Source organism: Streptomyces sp. NPDC001401 (genome assembly GCF_042895385.1).
Taxonomy (GTDB): Bacteria; Actinomycetota; Actinomycetes; order Streptomycetales; family Streptomycetaceae; genus Streptomyces.
Map to the genome: position 1 here is coordinate 75,574 of NZ_JBIAWI010000001.1, position 16,937 is coordinate 92,510.

The window sequence follows — 16,937 nt, forward strand, 5'->3', positions numbered from 1 at the left end:
GCCGGATCACCCGGCCAGGCCCACCACCAGCCAGATGAACGCCGCTCCCGCCACCGTGCACAGCAGGGTCGAGCGGGCGGGGTGTTCGTGGTGCGCCTCGGGGAGGATCTCGGCGGCGGCGAGGTAGAGGAGTACGCCGCCGAAGAGGCCGAGGTAGCCGCCGAGCAGTCCCTCCGGGATGGTGACGAAGGCCGTCGAGGCCGCACCGGCCACCGGGGCCACCGCGTCCGCGAACAGCATGGCCAGGGCCTTGCGGCGGGCGTTTCCGTACAGGCTCGTGATCGTGTACGTGTTGAAGCCGTCCGCGAAGTCGTGGGCGACGACGGCCAGCGCGACCGCCGCGCCCATGCCGCCGCCGACCTGGAAGGCCGCGCCGATCGCGACGCCGTCCATGAAGCTGTGACCGACCATGGCCGCGGCCGCCGTCAGGCCCACCTCGGGCGCGCGGCCGTTGCTCTCCTCCCCGCCGTGCGCGGCCTGGCGGGCGGCCAGCAGGCGTTCCACCAGATGGGCCAGCAGGAATCCCGTCACGAACAGGAGCAGGGCCGCCGGTACGCCGAAGACCTCTTCGCCCGCCGCCTTGAGCGCCTCCGGCAGCAGGTCCAGGCCGACGACACCCAGCATCAGTCCGCCGGCCAGGCCCAGGACCAGATGGCGGCGGTCGGTCACACGCTGTGCCGTCCAGCCGCCGGCCAGCGTCATCAGGAACGCGCCGAGCGCGACGAAGACCGCCATACGCCCTTGCTATCCGATCAGCCCCCGTTCACGCACGTCCGACGGCAACATCCACACGACTCGTAAGCCCAGAGCCAGACCCAGAGCTTTGCTAGAGAGGACCGAACCCATGGCCGATGCCCCCACCGGCAAGGTGACCTTCGTCGGTGCCGGCCCCGGCGCCGCCGACCTGTTGACGTTCCGTGCCGCGCGCGCCATCGCCGAGGCCGACGTCGTGATCTGGGCCGCGAGCCTGGTGCAGGCGGAGGTCCTCGAGCATGCGCGCGAGGACGCGGAGATCCTCGACTCGGCGACGATGTCGCTGGAGGACGTCGTCGCCGTCTACGAGCGGGCCCGGGCGGACGGACTGCGCGTCGCTCGTATCCACTCCGGCGATCCCGCCCTGTGGGGCGGTACCCAGGAGCAGCTCGACCGGTGTGCGCGGATCGGCATAGAGACGGAGGTCGTGCCCGGCGTGTCCGCGTTCTCCGCCGTCGCGGCGCTTGCGCAGCGCGAGTTGACCATCCCGGAGGTCGCGCAGTCCGTCGTCCTGACCCGGCTCGGCGGCGGCAAGACGCCGATGCCGCCCGGTGAGGAGGTACGGGAGTTCGCCAAGCACGGCACCACCATGGCGATCTTCCTGTCCGCCGCCCGCAGCGGACAGCTGGTGCGCGAGCTGCTCGAAGGCGGCTATCCGACTTCGACCCCCGTCGTGGTCGCCTACCAGGCGACCTGGCCGGAGGAGCTGGTCGTGCGGTGCACGATCGCCACGCTGGAGGAGACGGTCAAGGAGCACAAGCTCTGGAAGCACACCCTCTTCCTGGTCGGCCCGGCACTGGACGCCGAGGGCACCCGCTCGCACCTGTACCACCCCGGCCACTTCCACGGCTACCGCAAGGCCGACCCGGAGGCCCGCAGGGCCCTGCGCGCGCGGGGTGCCAGTACGTGATCACGGTCGTCGGTACGGGGACGGGCGCGCCCGTTCCCCTCGAAGCGGTGGCGGGGGCCGAGCTCGTCGTGGGCGGGCGACGGCACCTGGACGCCGTAGGGCTGCCCGAGACCGCCGAGCGGATCGTGCTCGGGCCGCTGGCGCCCGCCCTGGACGCCATGGAGGAGTACGTCGCCAAAGAGGCGCACGTGGTCGTGCTGGCCTCGGGCGACCCCGGGTTCTTCGGGATCGTGCGGGCTCTGGCCGAGCGGTTCGGTGCGGAGCGGCTCGACGTACGGCCCGGTGTCTCCTCCGTCGCCACCGCCTTTGCCCGGCTCGGGCTGACCTGGGACGACGCGGTCGTCGTCAGCGCGCACGGGCGGGATCCGCGGACCGCCGTCAATGTCTGCCGGGCGCACCCGAAGGCCGCCGTGCTGACCGGGCCCGGCGCGGGTCCGGCGGAACTCGGCGCCGCGCTCGCCCGCACCGCGCCCGGGCGGGTCCTGGTCGTCGCCTCCGCGCTGGGCTCCGCGGAGGAGCGCCTGGAGCGGGTCTCCCCCGCCGAGGCCGCGGGCCGCGACTGGGGTACGGCCGTGAGTGTCGTCCTGTGCCTGGACGAGACGCGGACGCTGGGTCCCGTACGGACGCTCGCGGGAGCGGCAGCGGCACGGCCCTCCGAATGGGCGCTGGACGAGGGCGAGTTCGCCCACCGCGACTCGATGATCACCAAGTTCGAGGTACGGGCCCTTGCGCTGGCCCGGCTCGGGCCGCGCCCCGGCGACCTGGTCTGGGACGTCGGCTCCGGCTCGGGTTCCGTGGCCGTGGAGTGCGCGCGGCTGGGCGCCGCCGTCAGCGCGGTCGAGAAGGCCCCGGACGGGGTGGAGCGGATCCGTGCGAATGTCGAAGCGCACGGTGTCGACGTCCACGTCGTGCACGGGGCGGCGCCCGAGGCGCTGTCCGAACTCGACGATCCCGACGCCGTGTTCGTCGGCGGCGGGGGGCGCGAGCTGCCCGGGATCGTCGGTGCCTGCGCGCGGCGGGCCCGGCGGACGGTCGTGGTCGCCATGGCCGCGCTGGACCGGGTGCCCGCGGTGCGCACCGCGCTCACCGGTGCCGGGTTCGACTGCGACGGAGTGCTGTTGCAGTCCTCGCGGCTCGCACCGCTGCCAGGGGACGTCACCCGCCTCGCGGCGACGAATCCCGTATTCCTGCTGTGGGGGACCAGAACCCCCGTGTCTCACGAAGGAGTTGCCCTGTGATCGGCCTCATTTCCGCCACCGCGGCGGGGGCGGCGGCGCGCGACCGGCTGGCCGCGGCGTGGCCGGACCGCACGCGCGTGTACGAGGGTCCTGTGGGGGACGCCGTACGGGCCGCGTTCGCGGAGTGCGAGCAGCTCGTGTGTTTCCTGGCGACCGGCGCTGTCGTACGGCTCGTGGCGCCGCTGTTGGGCGACAAGGCGTCCGACCCGGGTGTGGTGTGCGTCGACGAGGGCGGGCGGTTCGCCGTGTCGCTGGTGGGCGGGCACGGAGGCGGTGCCAATGAACTCGCCGAGCGGGTGGGTGAGTTGCTGGGTGCCGAGCCCGTGGTGACCACGGCGACGGACGCCGTCGGCATCCCCGGTCTGGACACCCTCGGTCTCCCCGTGGAGGGCGATGTCGCCGGCGTGACACGGGCCCTGCTGGACGGCGAGCCGGTCGCGCTGGACGCGGAGGTGGCGTGGCCGCTGCCGCCGCTGCCGTTCGCAGCGGAGGGCACGCGGACCGTCCGGCTGACGGACCGCGCGGTCGAACCCGGCGACGGCGAGGTGCTGTTGCGCCCGCCGACGCTCGTCATCGGCGTGGGCGCGTCCAAGGGCGCCCCGGTCGACGAGGTGCTCGGGCTGGTCGAGGACGCGTTGCGGGATGCGGGACTTTCTCCCCGTAGCGTCGCCGAGCTCGCCACCGTCGACGCCAAGCGCGACGAGCCCGGCATCGTCGAGGCGGCTGCGCGGCTCGGGGTGCCCGTGGTGACGTACTCCGCCGAGGAGTTGGCGAAGGTCGACGTGCCCAACCCCTCCGAGGCACCCCTCACCGCCGTGGGCACTCCGTCCGTCGCCGAGGCCTCCGCGCTCGCCCGCGGCGGTGAACTCCTCGTCCCCAAGCGGAAGTCGGCACGGGCCGACGGGCACGCCTCGATGGCGACCTGTGCCGTCGTACGGCGTCCGGGGCGCGGGCGGCTCGCGGTGGTCGGGCTCGGTCCCGGCGCCCGCGATCTGCTCACCCCGCGTGCCACGGCCGAACTGCGGCGCGCCTCCGTGCTCGTCGGGCTCGACCAGTACGTCGACCAGATCCGCGACCTGCTGCGGCCCGGCACCCGGATCCTGGAGTCGGGGCTCGGCGCCGAGGAGGAGCGGGCGCGGACCGCGGTCGCCGAGGCCCGCAAGGGGCAGGCCGTCGCGCTGATCGGCAGCGGCGACGCAGGCGTGTACGCCATGGCCTCCCCCGCGCTCGCCGAGGCCTCCGACGACATCGACGTGACCGGCGTACCGGGCGTCACCGCGGCGCTCGCGGCCGGGGCGATCCTGGGCGCGCCGCTCGGGCACGACCATGTGTCCATCAGCCTCTCCGACTTGCACACACCGTGGGAGGTCATCGAGCGTCGGGTGCGCGCGGCGGCCGAGGCGGACATCGTGGTCACCTTCTACAACCCCCGTTCCCGGGGCCGGGACTGGCAGCTGCCGAAGGCACTCGCGATCCTCGCCGGGCACCGCGAGCCGACGACACCGGTCGGTGTCGTGCGGAACGCGTCGCGGCCGGACGAGTCCAGCCGGGTGACCGACCTGGCCTCGCTCGACCCGGCGACGGTCGACATGATGACGGTCGTGACCGTGGGCAACACGGCGACCCGTGAGATCGCGGGGCGCATGGTGACGCCGCGCGGCTACCGCTGGCAGGAGGGCACTCAGTGAACCGTGCGGCCCGTGTGGTCCATCCGATCGAGGAGGAGTCCTACCGGCGGCTGCGTGCCCGTCTGGACACCTCGCACTTCCCGCCGCTGACGCGTGCGGTGGTGGAGCGGGTCGTCCACTCCGCCGCCGACCTCGACTACGCGACCGATCTCGTCATGGACGAGGGCGCCCTCGAAAAGGCGTATGCCGCCCTGCACGGCGGGGCGCCCGTCGTCGTGGACGTGGAGATGGTCGCGGCCGGGATCACCCGGCGCGAGACGGTGTGCCGGCTCAGGGACGCCGAGTCCGGTCCCGGACTGACCCGTTCGGCGCACGCGATACGGCTCGCCTACGAGCAGGTCGGCCCGGGAGCCCTCTGGGTGATCGGCAACGCGCCGACCGCGCTGGAGGAGCTGCTGACCCTGGACGCCTCCCCCGCACTGGTCATCGGCCTGCCCGTCGGCTTCGTCGGCGCGGTCGAGTCGAAGGCCGCGTTGCGCGAGAGCGGACTGCCCGCGGTGAGCAACGTGTCCGAGAAGGGCGGGTCGGCGGTCGCCTCCGCCGCGCTCAACGCCCTGCTGTACCACCCCACTTCGTACTCCGAGGAGAAATCGTGACCACCCCGCCGCCCGCCCTGCTCATCGCCGGTCACGGCACCCGGGACGACGCCGGGGCCGAGGCGTTCCGCGACTTCGTACGGCAGCTGGGGGACCGCCACCCCGATCTGCCCGTCGCGGGCGGCTTCATCGAGCTGTCGCCGCCGCCGCTCGGCGAGGCCGTCGCCGAACTGGTGGAGCAGGGGGTACGGCGTTTCGCCGCCGTACCGCTGATGCTGGTCTCCGCCGGGCACGCCAAGGGGGACATCCCGGCGGCGCTGTCCCGCGAGAAGGAGCGCCACCCGGGGATCTCGTACACGTACGGGCGTCCGCTGGGCCCGCACCCCTCGCTGCTGTCGGTCCTGGAGCGGCGGCTGGACGAGGCGCTCGGCAAGGCCGCGCGGACGCCGGAGGACCGGGCCGACGTGACCGTGCTGCTGGTCGGACGCGGGTCGACGGATCCCGACGCCAACGCCGAGGTGCACAAGGCGGCGCGGCTGCTGTGGGAGGGGCGCGGGTACGCGGGCGTGGAGACGGCGTTCGTGTCGCTGGCGGCACCGGACGTGCCGAGCGGGCTCGACCGGTGCGCCAGGCTGGGCGCGAAGCGGATCGTGGTCCTGCCGTACTTCCTGTTCACCGGCATCCTGCCGGACCGGGTACGGCAGCAGACCGAGGGCTGGGCGGCCGCGCACCCGGAGACCGAGGTGCGCTCCGCGGACGTCATCGGCCCGGAGCCGGAGCTGCTCGATCTGGTGATGGAGCGGTACCAGGAGGCCGTCAAGGGCGACCTGCGGATGAACTGCGACTCGTGTGTGTACCGCATCGCGCTGCCCGGGTTCGAGGACAAGGTCGGCCTGCCGCAGCAGCCGCACTTCCACCCGGACGACGACGGTCACCATCACCACCACGGACACCACCACGGCGGACACGCCCATGCGCACTGAGCACGATCTCCGTCACCACGGTGACGCCGAGGTACGAGACGACGGCTCCGCGCTCGTCGACCTGGCGGTGAACGTCCGCGCGGACACACCGCCGGCCTGGCTGCGCGAGCGCATCGCAGGTTCGCTCGGTTCCCTCGCGGCCTATCCGGACGGACGGGCCGCACGGGCGGCGGTGGCGGCGCGGCACGGGCTCCCGGTGGAGCGGGTGCTGCTGACGGCGGGCGCCGCCGAGGCGTTCGTCCTGCTCGCCCGCGCCCTGAAGGTACGTCAACCGGTCGTCGTCCACCCGCAGTTCACGGAGCCGGAGGCGGCGCTGCGGGACGCGGGTCACACGGTGGACCGGGTGCTGCTGCGGGAGGAGGACGGCTTCCGGCTGGACCCGGCGGCGGTCCCCGAGGACGCGGACCTGGTGGTGATCGGCAACCCGACGAACCCGACCTCCGTCCTCCACCCCGCCGCGACCATTGCCCAACTCGCCCGCCCCGGGCGGACCTTGGTCGTCGACGAGGCGTTCATGGACGCGGTTCCCGGCGAGCGGGAGGCACTGGCCGGACGGACGGACGTGCCCGGGCTCGTCGTCCTGCGCAGCCTGACCAAGACCTGGGGGCTGGCCGGACTCCGGATCGGCTACGTCCTCGCCGCCCCCGAGACGATCGCCGACCTGGAGCGCGCCCAGCCCCTGTGGCCGGTGTCCACGCCCGCGCTGACCGCCGCCGAGGCCTGCATGGGGCCGCAGGCCCTGGCGGAGGCGGCACACGCGGCGCACCGCATCGCCGCCGACCGGGCCCATCTCGTCGCCGGACTGAGCGAGTTCGCCTCGGACGGACTGCGGCTGGCGGAGCCCGCCGAGGGTCCCTTCGTCCTCGTACGACTGCCTCGGGCGGCAGCCGTGCGCGGGCATCTACGGGATCTGGGGTTCGCGGTCCGGCGCGGGGACACGTTCCCGGGCCTGGGCGAGGAGTGGCTACGCCTGGCGGTGCGGGACCGAGCGACGGTCAACTCCTTCCTACAGGCCCTGGACCGCGCACTGACACTGGCGTCATCGCGTCGCTGACGGCCGCGGGCGGGGTGTGCGGGGCGTGCTGAGCGGGGCCCGCGCCCCTTAAGGGGCGCGGGGAACTGCGCGACCAGCCACGACGGCCCCGCAGACAAAAGACGCCCAGAGCCGCACACCCAGCGGAGCGCTCAGCTTCGGCCGCGCCGCGCCAGCGCCACCGCTCCGCCGCCCGCCACGACCAGGGCGATCGCCCCGCCCGCGATGTACGGCGTCATGGAGCTGCCGCCGGTCCGGGCGAGCCCTGCCTCCTCGCCCTGCGCCTTGGTGCCGCTCGAGCCGTTGGAGCCGTCGGAGCCGCCCGCGGGGTCCGTGCTGGGCGTCGCCGACTGCTGCGCGGCCGCTGCCGGGGTCTCGCAGGTCGCCTTCGCCAGGGTGAGGGTGCCCTCGACCTCGGCCACGTTCAGCTTCAACGGGTTGACGGAGACCTTGAGTTCAAGGGCGGTGGCGGCCGCCGTACGCGAGGTGGTCTCCGTCTTCGACAGGTCGAGGCGCACCTCGCCGATGCCGGGCGCCTTGACGTCCGTGGTGCCGCCGGTCGTCAGTGTGACCTTCTTGCCCAGGACGGTCACCGAGCCGCCCAGGTTCGAGGCGGCGACGGGCTTCTTCCCGGCCTCGCAGACCGCCTTCGAGGTGACCTGCTCGAGCTCGATGAGGGACAGCAGCGGCAGCCCGGGGACGTGGACGGAGGCGTGGGCGAGGTTGGTGCGGCCCTCGGCCCGGGCGGAGGTGACGCTCGCCGTGGCGGACGCCGCCTTCGCGTCCAGCACGCTGAAGGCCTTGCCACCGTTCACGCCGTCCAGCTTGGCGGTCAGCGCCGTCTTCTCGGCGCTCCGGGGCGCCTCGACCTGGTTGAGCGAGACCGCGAGGGGGACGTTCACGGTCTTGTTGAGCAGGGACACATCGAGCCCGGTGCGCAGGACGACGGCGCTCGCGCGGCCCTGGTCGCCGGTCGCGTGCGCGGAGCCCGCGCCGGCCAGCACCGCAGGACCGGCGGCGAGGGCCGTGGCCGTCGCGACGGTGGCGAGACGGCGTGCGGGCATGCGGAAGTTCTTGCCGTTCAAGGTGGGGACCCCTCAGAGGATTCTTGCTCGGGACCCGTCAAGAATTACGCACCAGGAGTGAACTGAAGGCGTTCCGTCGCCACTTCACCCCATCGTGTGTTCCCCGTGAACGTTTTCGAATCACCGGGCACAGGCGTTCCACTCTTTCACTGCCGCATCGCCTAACCGACGATGTTCCCGTTGACCACTACCCGCCGAGGGGCCGCGAGTACACGTACGTCGGCCCGTGGATCGCCCTCGTACACCACGAGGTCGGCCGGCGCCCCCTCTTCCAGTCCGGGCCGGCCGAGCCACTTCCGCGCGCCCCAGGTCGTCGCCGACAACGCCTCGACGGGCGGGATACCGGCGGTGACCAGCTCCGCCACCTCGCCCGCCACCAGGCCGTGGGCGAGGTGGCCGCCGGCGTCGGTGCCGACGTAGACCGGGATGCCGGCGTCGTAGGCGCCCCGCACGGTGTCGTAGCGGCGTTCGTGGAGGCGGCGCATATGGGCCGACCACTGCGGGAACCTGGCCTCGCCGCCGTTGGCGAGCTGCGGGAAGGTCGCGATATTGACGAGGGTCGGGACGATCGCGACGCCGCGCGAGGCGAAGAGCGGGATCAGGTCGTCGGTCAGGCCCGTGGCGTGCTCGATGCAGTCGATGCCGGCCTCGACCAGGTCCTTCAGTGAGTTCTCGGCGAAGCAGTGCGCGGTGACGCGGGCGCCCAGGCGGTGGGCCTCGGCGATGGCGGCCTCGACCGCGTCGCGCGGCCAGCTGGGGGCCAGGTCGCCGAGGTCGCGGTCGATCCAGTCGCCGACCAGCTTCACCCAGCCGTCGCCGCGGCGGGCCTCCTGGGCGACGTAGGCGACCAGGTCCTCCGGTTCGATCTCGTGCGCGTAGCCGCGCATGTAGCGGCGGGTGCGGGCGATGTGGCGTCCCGCTCGGATGATCTTCGGGAGGTCCTCGCGGTCGTCGACCCAGCGGGTGTCGGAGGGGGAGCCGGCGTCGCGGATGAGGAGGGTGCCGGCGTCGCGGTCGGTGAGGGCCTGTTTCTCCGCCACGTCCTGGTCGACCGGGCCGTGCGGGCCGAGGCCGACGTGGCAGTGGGCGTCGACCAGGCCGGGGAGGGTCCAGCCCTCGACGGTACGGATGTCGTGGGCGCCGGCGGGACGGTCGTACGAGACCCTGCCGCCGACGACCCACAGCTCGTCCCGGACGTCGTCGGGCCCAACCAGGACCCGGCCCTTCACGTGCAGCACCGTGCGATCGCTCATGGACCGCACCTTAGTCAGCGGCGCGGAAGGTCACTGTTCCCAGGGTGGTGGTCCCTCGAAGGCGAGCTGGTGCACGTCGAAGAGGACCGCCGCCTCGACGCCGAGCGCGGGGCCGCCCCGGCGGGCCGCCCAGGTGAGGAAGGCGCGGGGGTCGAAGCTCTGCGCCCCGAGGCCCTTGGTGTATTCGGCGTGGGCGGCAAGGGATGCGATGCCCCGTTCCAGCGGCTCGCCGGACACGTCCACGCCGTGGGTGGGGCGATCGGTACCGGCGACGCACACGAAGCGCACCCCGCCCCAGGGTTTCAGGCCCTCGTCGGCGAGTTCCGGGAAGATCCACCGGTTGCCGGCGTCCCGGGCCGCGTCGAGGGCGGCGAGTCCGACCACGCGATGGTCGGCCTGGTTGACCACTCCGGCGACCATGCGCACCGTGTACGCGCCCGTCACGACGACCTGCGGACGGTGCCTGCGGATCGCCCGCACGATGTCGAGGCGCAGCGCCGGCCCGTACTCGACGGTCCCGTCGCGGTGGTCGAGGAACTCGACCGCGTCCACGCCCACTTCACGCGCCCCGGCCCGCTCCTCGGCCTCGCGCAGCGGGCCCGCCTGATCCGGGTGCAGTCCGTCGATACCCGCCTCGCCGCGCGTGACCAGCAGGTACGTGACGTGCTTGCCCTGCGTCGTCCAGCGGGCCACGGCCGACGCCGTCCCGTACTCGATGTCGTCCGGGTGCGCCGCCACGGCCAGGCAGCGCTCCCAGTCCTCCGGCAGCAGGGGCAGTATGGTCCCGGCGCCGAAGGCTGCCGGGTCGTCGAGAGTCGTCATGCCCCGAATGATGACGGTACCGGCGAGCTGGGCGACAGAGGTGCGTATGTCCTCTTCAGTCCTTCTCGCCCACCTGGTCCGACGTCTCCTCCTCCACCTCGGCCATCGCGGGGTCGAGGAGGCGGGAGAGGAAGTGGCGGGTGCGGTCGTGGGAGGGGTTGCCGATGACCTGGGCCGGTGCGCCGTCCTCGACGATCACGCCGCCGTCCATGAAGACGACCCGGTCGGCGACCTCGCGGGCGAACGTCATCTCGTGAGTGACGACCATCATCGTCATGCCGTCCCGAGCCAGCATGCGCATCACGGCCAGTACGTCCCCCACCAGCTCCGGGTCCAGCGCCGACGTCGGCTCGTCGAAGAGCATCACTTCCGGGCCCATCGACAGCGAGCGCGCGATCGCCACGCGCTGCTGCTGGCCGCCGGAGAGGGAGGCGGGGTAGGCGTCCGCCTTCTCCGACAGGCCCACCCGCTCCAGGTTCTCGGCGGCCACCTTTGCGGCCGCCGCCTTGTCACGCCTGAGCACCCGGCGCTGCGGCAGCGTCAGGTTCTCGGTCACCGTGAGGTGCGGAAAGAGGTTGAACTGCTGGAAGACCATGCCGATACGGCGGCGAACGGCGTCGATGTCGACGTCGGGATCGGTGAGTTCGGTGCCGCCGACGAAGACCTGGCCCTTGGTCGGTTCTTCGAGAAGGTTCACGCAGCGCAGGAGCGTCGACTTGCCCGAGCCGGACGGGCCGATGACGCACACGACCTCGCCCTGGTTGATCTCCAGGTCGATGCCGCGCAGCACCTCGTTGTCGCCGAAGGACTTGTGCAGGCCGCGCACTTCGATTTCCGGGCGCCCGGTCAGCGGCTTCTCGCTCATTTGACGGCCTCCTGGGCCTTCGCCTCCATGCGGCGTACGACGAAGCCGAGCGGGATCGTGACCAGCAGATAGCACAGGCCGGCGACCAGGATCGGCGTGGAGTTGGCGGTCTGGCTGGCGAGGTCACGGCCGTACTTGGACAGTTCGCGCTCCTCCAGGGTGACGCCGAGGAACAGGACGAGGGAGGAGTCCTTGAAGAGGAGGACGAGTTCGTTGGTGAGTGGAGGGAGGATGATGCGGAACGCCTGCGGGATGATGATCGAGATCATGGCGCGGGCCGGTGAGAAGCCCAGCGAACGGGCCGCCTCCATCTGGCCCTTGGGCACCGCCTGGATGCCCGCGCGGATCGTCTCGGCCATGTAGGCGGCGGCGACCAGGCCGAGCGCGAGGGCCACCTTGCCGTACGTGCCGCCGACGATCTCCGTGCCGGGGAAGGCCAGCGGGACGGCGACCCCGATGAAGATGAAGATCAGCAGGGCGGGCAGGCCGCGGAAGATCTCGATGTAGATGCCGGCCAGCCAGCGGTAGGGACCCACGGACGACAGCCGCATCAGCGCGATCACCATGCCGAGCGCCAGTCCGACGACGAACCCGGACAGCGTGTACAGCACGGTGTTCTTCAGCGCCAGCGTGATGACGTCCGGGAACATCTGCTTGGCGATGCTGCCCTGCGCGAACTGGTTCTTCAGCCGCCCCCAGTCCGCCGAGACCGCGAAAGCGATCACGGCGGCGACGAAGACGACGTACTGCGCGCCGCGTGACAGGCTGCGCTTCTGACTGCGGGTCAGGCCCTTTTTCCTGGGCTGGAGTTGTACGTCAGTGTCGGCCATGGGTCAGGACGCGGAGGGGGACGGAGAGGCGGCGGAGGCGGTGTACGGGCCGATCCACTTCTCGTACAGCTTCTTGTACGTGCCGTCGGCCTTCGCGTCCTTGATCGCCTTGTTGAGGGCGGCGAGGAGCTTGGTGTTGCCCTTCTTCACCGTGAAGCCGTACTGCTCACCGGTGTTGAGGTTGTCGGCGACCTGGTAGGCGTTCGCGTTGGCCTTGTCCTTCAGCCAGCCCTGGACGACCGGGTAGTCGATGATGACGGCCTTGACCTGGCCGGTGCGCAGGCCGTTGAGGACGGCGTCGGAGGACTCGAAGGAGACCGGGTCGAAGCCCTGCTTCTTCGCGTAGTCCTCGCCGGTGGTCTGCGCCTGGGCGCCGAGCTTGACCTTCTTGGCCTTCGCGTCGGCGAGCGAGGTGATGCCGCTGTTCTTGTCGACCAGGAGGGCCTGGGTGGCGTCGAAGTACGGGTCCGAGAAGTCGACGTTCTTCTTGCGCTCGGCGGTGATGGTCATGCCGGCCGCGGCGACGTCGCACTCGCCGGAGTTGAGGAACGCGCCGGTCTTGAAGTTCTCGAAGGGCGTGTCGAGGATCTGCTGCTTCACGCCCAGGTTCTTGGCGACGAGATCGATCAGCGACACGTCGAAGCCCTGCACCTTGCCGTTGATCTCCGACTGGAAGGGCGGATACGGCAGGTGGGTGCAGGTGGTGAGCTGTCCGGCCTTGACCAGCTCGACGCCGCCGGCGGCGGTCTTGCTGCCGCTGCCGCCGCTGCCGGTCGAAGTACAGGCGGCCACGAGCACCAGCCCGGCCGTCGCGGTGGTGGCGGCCAGAATGCGGGTCCGGCGCCCGGAGAACATCTTCACGGGTGGCCTCCTGTGTGGGAACTGTGGGTTCCGATTATAAGGAGATGTTTGGGTCTCTCAAATCAAACCGATGGTTGCGGGGCTGCCCGGCCTAAGAAGTCGCAAGTGAAGGCAGGGACACGAGTGGGTCACTGGGGGTGGATACCCTCGACTGAGCCGACCACTCGTGAGCGAAGAGAGCACCGTCGTGACCCACCCTTTCCTCGACCTGCCCCCGCTGAGCGCCGCGCGCTTCGCCTCGATCGAGGACCGGGTGGCGCGGTTGCTCGGCACCGAGCAGGACGTCGTGATCATGCAGGGCGAGGCGCTGCTGCCGTTGGAGGGGGCGATTCGCGCCGCCGCCGGACCGGGGACCGTCGCACTGAACGTCATCACGGGTCCGTACGGGCAGACCTTCGGGAACTGGCTGCGGGACTGCGGGGCGACGGTGATCGACCTCGCCGTGCCCTTCCACACGGCTGTCACCGCCGAGCAGATCCGGGCCGCGTTCGCCGAGCGCCCTGACATCGACTTCGTGTCGCTGGTGCATGCGGAGGCGGCGACCGGAAACACCAACCCGGTCGCGGAGATCGGGGAGGCCGTACGGGAGCAGGGGGCGCTGTTCTATCTGGACGCCGTCGCCTCCATCGGGGCCGAGCCGGTGCTGCCGGACGCGTGGGGTGTGGATCTGTGCGTCATCGGGGCGCAGAAGGCGATGGGCGGGCCCGCAGGGGTGTCGGCGGTTTCGGTGAGCGAGCGGGCGTGGGCGCGGATGGCCGCCAATCCGGGGGCACCGCGACGGTCGTACCTCTCCCTTCTGGACTGGAAGGAGCGGTGGGTCGACGGCGGACGGAAGGCGCTGCTGCATGCGCCGGCGCAGTTGGAGATGCTGGCGCTGGAGGCGTGCGTCGAGCAGATCGAGGCGGTGGGGCTCGATGCCGTCATGGCCCGGCACGCGGCGGCCGCGGGCGCGACCCGGGCGGGGGCGGTGGCTCTCGGCGGGGGGCTGGAACCCTATGTGTACGAGGCCGGGGAGGCGGCGCCGGTCGCCACGACGTTGAGGGCGCCGGCGGGGGTGGTCGCGTCGGAGCTGGTGGCGCGGGCGCTGTCGTCGGACCCGGCGTTGCCGCTGGCGGCGGGCGGGGGTGCGCTGGCCAAGGAGATGATTCGGGTCAATCACTACGGCGTCGATGCGGCGGTGGGTGTGGTGCAGGGGTGCCTGGCGGCGCTGGGCGCTGCGCTGGCGGAGAAGGGGCTGACGGTCGACCTGGCCGCGGCTCGACGGGCCGTGGAGAACACCTGGTGGTAACCGCGGGCTTCCCTCGTCCTCAAACGCCGGACGGGCTGAATGATGAGGCCCCGGCGGACGGCTTGGGGTGTCATGCTCGCCCCATGGCTTTCCAGACTCTCCCCGACGGCCGGCCCATCCCCCACCTCACCGGCGACGAGCGGCCCATGCTCGACAGTTGGCTCGACTTTCATCGGGCCACGTTGGCCCTGAAGTGTGCGGAGTTGGACGATGCGCAGGTGCGGCTGCCGGCCGCGGAGCCGTCGGCGCTCACGCTGCTCGGGTTGGTGCAGCACCTCGCCGAGGTCGAGCGGAACTGGTTCCAGCGGGTGGTCGGCGGGCTCGACACGCCGCCGGTGTACGAAGAGGAGACCGGGTACGCGCTCGACCCGGCGCGAGGGCTCGACGAGGCGCTGGATGTGTGGCGCCGGGAGATCGCGCGCGGGCGGGAACTGTGTGACGGGCGTTCGCTGGACTACACCGGGCGGATTGCCGACGGCCCCATGGCAGGGCTGGAGGTCAGTCTGCGCTGGGTGCTCATTCATATGATCGAGGAGTACGCCCGGCACAACGGGCACGCCGACATCTTGCGGGAACGAATCGACGGCGCAACCGGCACCTAATTGCGAGCCTAACTTCAGGCGTAATTCCGGAATTCATTTCCGTGCAGCTTCCCGTATTCTTCTGCCCGCTTTTTCCCGACCTAAACGCAAAGATTTCGCGAACGCCAACCGGTGGAATTCGGGCAGATCTCGTGGGGGTTACATGCCTGTGACGCGTTACACATCACGGTCGATTTGCACCGTATTTTCCGGACAATACGGCTACTATCACCCTCGTTCCGTGCGGCCGTACGCGCCCGCGCGATAACACAGGACCCCGTCGTTCGTAACCCTCACCGGCGATGCAATTTCGAATTTCCCTCGGTAAATTCAATCCGCATGACTGCCGCTCAAGCAGATCTGCACATCGACCGTCCGCAGGTCGCGGACGGAGCCGCGTTGTGGCGGATTGCCAAGGACTCGAAAGCCCTCGACCTCAACTCGTCGTACAGCTATCTGCTGTGGTGTCGCGACTTCGCGGCCACCTCGGCCGTGGCCCGCGACGGGCGCGGGGAGCCGGTCGGCTTCGTCACCGCCTACGTACGGCCGGACCGCCCGCGCACCCTGCTGGTGTGGCAGGTGGCCGTGGACGAGGCGTACCGCGGGCGCGGGCTGGCCGGCGCCCTGCTCGACGGGCTCGTCGCGCGGACCGGTGCCGCGCACCGGATCACCGCCGTCGAGACCACCATCACACCGGGCAACACCGGCTCCGAGCGCCTGTTCACCTCGTTCGCCGAGCGGCACGGCGCCCTCGTGGAGCGCGAGGTGCTGTTCGACGAGGGCCTGTTCCCCGACGGGCCGCACGACCCCGAAGTCCTGTACCGCATCGGTCCCCTCTCCCTCTGACCGACACCGATGACGGCACCGATGACCAACCCCACTGACGACCCCTACGCACTCCCCCCACGCAACGAGGAGCGATTCGTCGTGACCATCACCCAGCCCGACCTCAGCGTCTTCGAGACACTCGAGTCCGAGGTGCGCAGCTACTGCCGCGGCTGGCCCACCGTCTTCGACCGTGCGCACGGCAGCCGCATGTACGACGAGGACGGTCATGAGTACCTGGACTTCTTCGCCGGAGCGGGCTCGCTGAACTACGGCCACAACAACCCCGTCCTGAAACGGGCGTTGATCGACTACCTGGAGCGGGACGGCGTCACGCACGGGCTCGACATGTCGACCACCGCCAAGCGTTCCTTCCTGCAGACCTTCCAGGACCTGGTGCTGCGGCCCCGTGACCTGCCGTACAAGGTCATGTTCCCGGGCCCGACCGGCACCAACGCCGTGGAGTCCGCGCTCAAGCTCGCGCGGAAGGTGAAGGGGCGCGAGGCCATCGTGTCGTTCACCAACGCCTTCCACGGAATGTCCCTGGGGTCGCTGGCCGTCACCGGGAACGCCTTCAAGCGGGCCGGAGCCGGGATCCCGCTCGTCCATGGCACGCCCATGCCGTTCGACAACTACTTCGACGGCAAGGTCCCGGACTTCCTGTGGTTCGAGCGGCTCCTGGAGGACCAGGGGTCCGGCCTCAACAAGCCCGCGGCCGTGATCGTCGAGACCGTGCAGGGCGAGGGCGGCATCAACGTCGCACGCCCGGAGTGGCTGCGTGCGCTCGCCGAGCTGTGCGAGCGCCAGGACATGCTGCTCATCGTCGACGACATCCAGATGGGCTGCGGGCGTACCGGCGCCTTCTTCTCCTTCGAGGAGGCCGGCATCACGCCGGACATCGTCACCGTGTCCAAGTCGATCAGCGGCTACGGACTGCCCATGTCGCTCTGCCTGTTCAAGCCCGAGCTGGACATCTGGGAGCCGGGCGAGCACAACGGCACCTTCCGCGGCAACAACCCCGCCTTCGTGACGGCCACCGCCGCGCTGGAGGCGTACTGGGCGGACGGGTCCGTGATGGAGAAGCAGACCCGGGCGCGCGGTGAGCAGGTCGAGCAGGCCCTCGTCGCCATCACCGAGGAGAGCGGCGGCGCCGTCAAGGAGCACCGCGGGCGCGGGCTCGTGTGGGGCCTGGAGTTCCACGACAAGGGGCGTGCCGAGCGGGTCGCGCGGCGTGCCTTCGAACTCGGGCTGCTCATCGAGACGTCGGGCCCCGAGAGCGAGGTCGTCAAGCTCCTCCCGGCGCTCACCGTCACGGCCGACGAGATGGACGAGGGGCTCAGCATCCTCGCCCGCGCCGTACGCGAAACCAACTAGACCCAATTAGAA

The 16,937-nt window shown here is 71.3% G+C and carries 17 protein-coding genes; 10 read left to right on the forward strand and 7 right to left on the reverse strand.

Going from position 1 to position 16,937, the window contains the following annotated elements:
• Positions 1-6 precede the first annotated feature (6 nt).
• Positions 7-735: a ZIP family metal transporter gene (locus ACFY10_RS00365; protein WP_390662762.1), complete on the reverse strand. Its 729-nt coding sequence runs from the start codon at positions 733-735 to the stop codon at positions 7-9.
• Positions 736-844: 109 nt separating this feature from the next.
• Between ACFY10_RS00365 and cobM the strand changes: the two genes are divergently transcribed.
• The 6 genes from cobM to cobC are packed head-to-tail and all read left to right on the forward strand — an operon-like array spanning position 845 to position 7,162.
• The gene (gene cobM / locus ACFY10_RS00370) at positions 845-1,663 is read left to right on the forward strand and encodes a precorrin-4 C(11)-methyltransferase (protein WP_390662763.1); all 819 of its coding nucleotides are present in this window, start codon (positions 845-847) and stop codon (positions 1,661-1,663) included.
• Positions 1,660-2,901, forward strand: coding sequence for a precorrin-6y C5,15-methyltransferase (decarboxylating) subunit CbiE (gene cbiE, locus ACFY10_RS00375; protein ID WP_390662764.1), 1,242 nt, complete (start codon positions 1,660-1,662; stop codon positions 2,899-2,901). Before cobM ends, cbiE begins: the two co-directional genes overlap by 4 nt.
• Positions 2,898-4,589 (forward strand): precorrin-3B C(17)-methyltransferase, encoded by a 1,692-nt coding sequence (gene cobJ, locus ACFY10_RS00380; protein ID WP_390662765.1) that lies wholly within the window; start codon positions 2,898-2,900, stop codon positions 4,587-4,589. The genes cbiE and cobJ overlap by 4 nt, the downstream gene beginning before the upstream one ends.
• Positions 4,586-5,185 (forward strand): precorrin-8X methylmutase, encoded by a 600-nt coding sequence (locus tag ACFY10_RS00385; RefSeq protein ID WP_390662766.1) that lies wholly within the window; start codon positions 4,586-4,588, stop codon positions 5,183-5,185. Before cobJ ends, ACFY10_RS00385 begins: the two co-directional genes overlap by 4 nt.
• Positions 5,182-6,108, forward strand: a complete 927-nt coding sequence (locus ACFY10_RS00390) for a sirohydrochlorin chelatase (RefSeq protein WP_390662767.1) — start codon at positions 5,182-5,184, stop codon at positions 6,106-6,108. Before ACFY10_RS00385 ends, ACFY10_RS00390 begins: the two co-directional genes overlap by 4 nt.
• On the forward strand, positions 6,098-7,162 hold the full coding sequence (cobC, locus tag ACFY10_RS00395) for an Rv2231c family pyridoxal phosphate-dependent protein CobC (protein ID WP_390662768.1): 1,065 nt from the start codon (positions 6,098-6,100) through the stop codon (positions 7,160-7,162). The genes ACFY10_RS00390 and cobC overlap by 11 nt, the downstream gene beginning before the upstream one ends.
• Before the next feature lie 131 nt (positions 7,163-7,293).
• Here cobC and ACFY10_RS00400 read toward each other — a convergent pair whose 3' ends face one another.
• From ACFY10_RS00400 to ACFY10_RS00425, 6 genes are all read right to left on the reverse strand, one after another.
• Complete coding sequence (locus ACFY10_RS00400) at positions 7,294-8,226, reverse strand: SCO1860 family LAETG-anchored protein (protein ID WP_390662769.1); 933 nt, start codon at positions 8,224-8,226, stop codon at positions 7,294-7,296.
• Positions 8,227-8,387: 161 nt separating this feature from the next.
• On the reverse strand, positions 8,388-9,479 hold the full coding sequence (locus ACFY10_RS00405) for an amidohydrolase family protein (protein WP_390662770.1): 1,092 nt from the start codon (positions 9,477-9,479) through the stop codon (positions 8,388-8,390).
• Positions 9,480-9,509: 30 nt separating this feature from the next.
• Positions 9,510-10,301, reverse strand: a complete 792-nt coding sequence (locus ACFY10_RS00410) for a PIG-L deacetylase family protein (protein ID WP_390662771.1) — start codon at positions 10,299-10,301, stop codon at positions 9,510-9,512.
• A 55-nt stretch (positions 10,302-10,356) separates the two neighbouring features.
• Complete coding sequence (locus ACFY10_RS00415) at positions 10,357-11,166, reverse strand: amino acid ABC transporter ATP-binding protein (RefSeq protein WP_390662772.1); 810 nt, start codon at positions 11,164-11,166, stop codon at positions 10,357-10,359.
• A complete protein-coding gene (locus ACFY10_RS00420; RefSeq protein ID WP_390662773.1) occupies positions 11,163-11,996 on the reverse strand; it encodes an amino acid ABC transporter permease in 834 nt (277 codons plus the stop codon). Before ACFY10_RS00420 ends, ACFY10_RS00415 begins: the two co-directional genes overlap by 4 nt.
• A gap of 3 nt (positions 11,997-11,999) precedes the next feature.
• Positions 12,000-12,857, reverse strand: coding sequence for a transporter substrate-binding domain-containing protein (locus ACFY10_RS00425; RefSeq protein WP_390662774.1), 858 nt, complete (start codon positions 12,855-12,857; stop codon positions 12,000-12,002).
• Positions 12,858-13,044: 187 nt separating this feature from the next.
• On the opposite strand from ACFY10_RS00425, the gene ACFY10_RS00430 reads away from it, so the two are divergent.
• The 4 genes from ACFY10_RS00430 (at position 13,045) to ectB (ending at position 16,925) form a co-directional block, all read left to right on the forward strand.
• Positions 13,045-14,145: a pyridoxal-phosphate-dependent aminotransferase family protein gene (locus tag ACFY10_RS00430; RefSeq protein ID WP_390664101.1), complete on the forward strand. Its 1,101-nt coding sequence runs from the start codon at positions 13,045-13,047 to the stop codon at positions 14,143-14,145.
• An 83-nt stretch (positions 14,146-14,228) separates the two neighbouring features.
• The gene (locus tag ACFY10_RS00435) at positions 14,229-14,747 is read left to right on the forward strand and encodes a DinB family protein (protein ID WP_390662775.1); all 519 of its coding nucleotides are present in this window, start codon (positions 14,229-14,231) and stop codon (positions 14,745-14,747) included.
• A gap of 318 nt (positions 14,748-15,065) precedes the next feature.
• Positions 15,066-15,572 carry a diaminobutyrate acetyltransferase gene (gene ectA / locus ACFY10_RS00440; protein ID WP_390662776.1) on the forward strand — a complete coding sequence of 169 codons (507 nt, stop codon included), beginning with the start codon at positions 15,066-15,068 and terminating at the stop codon, positions 15,570-15,572.
• 81 nt (positions 15,573-15,653) lie between these two features.
• Positions 15,654-16,925 (forward strand): diaminobutyrate--2-oxoglutarate transaminase, encoded by a 1,272-nt coding sequence (ectB, locus tag ACFY10_RS00445; protein WP_390664102.1) that lies wholly within the window; start codon positions 15,654-15,656, stop codon positions 16,923-16,925.
• The last annotated feature ends 12 nt before the right edge of the window (positions 16,926-16,937 follow it).

Bases quoted from the DNA above. Each gene is read 5' to 3' on its own strand.
- ACFY10_RS00435 (WP_390662775.1), top strand. From the start codon at position 14,229: ATGGCTTTCCAGACTCTCCCCGACGGCCGGCCCATCCCCCACCTCACC.
- ectA (WP_390662776.1), top strand. From the start codon at position 15,066: ATGACTGCCGCTCAAGCAGATCTGCACATCGACCGTCCGCAGGTCGCG.
- cobC (WP_390662768.1), top strand. From the start codon at position 6,098: ATGCGCACTGAGCACGATCTCCGTCACCACGGTGACGCCGAGGTACGA.
- ACFY10_RS00420 (WP_390662773.1), bottom strand. From the start codon at position 11,996: ATGGCCGACACTGACGTACAACTCCAGCCCAGGAAAAAGGGCCTGACC.
- ACFY10_RS00410 (WP_390662771.1), bottom strand. From the start codon at position 10,301: ATGACGACTCTCGACGACCCGGCAGCCTTCGGCGCCGGGACCATACTG.
- ACFY10_RS00415 (WP_390662772.1), bottom strand. From the start codon at position 11,166: ATGAGCGAGAAGCCGCTGACCGGGCGCCCGGAAATCGAAGTGCGCGGC.
- ACFY10_RS00405 (WP_390662770.1), bottom strand. From the start codon at position 9,479: ATGAGCGATCGCACGGTGCTGCACGTGAAGGGCCGGGTCCTGGTTGGG.
- cobM (WP_390662763.1), top strand. From the start codon at position 845: ATGGCCGATGCCCCCACCGGCAAGGTGACCTTCGTCGGTGCCGGCCCC.
- ACFY10_RS00365 (WP_390662762.1), bottom strand. From the start codon at position 735: ATGGCGGTCTTCGTCGCGCTCGGCGCGTTCCTGATGACGCTGGCCGGC.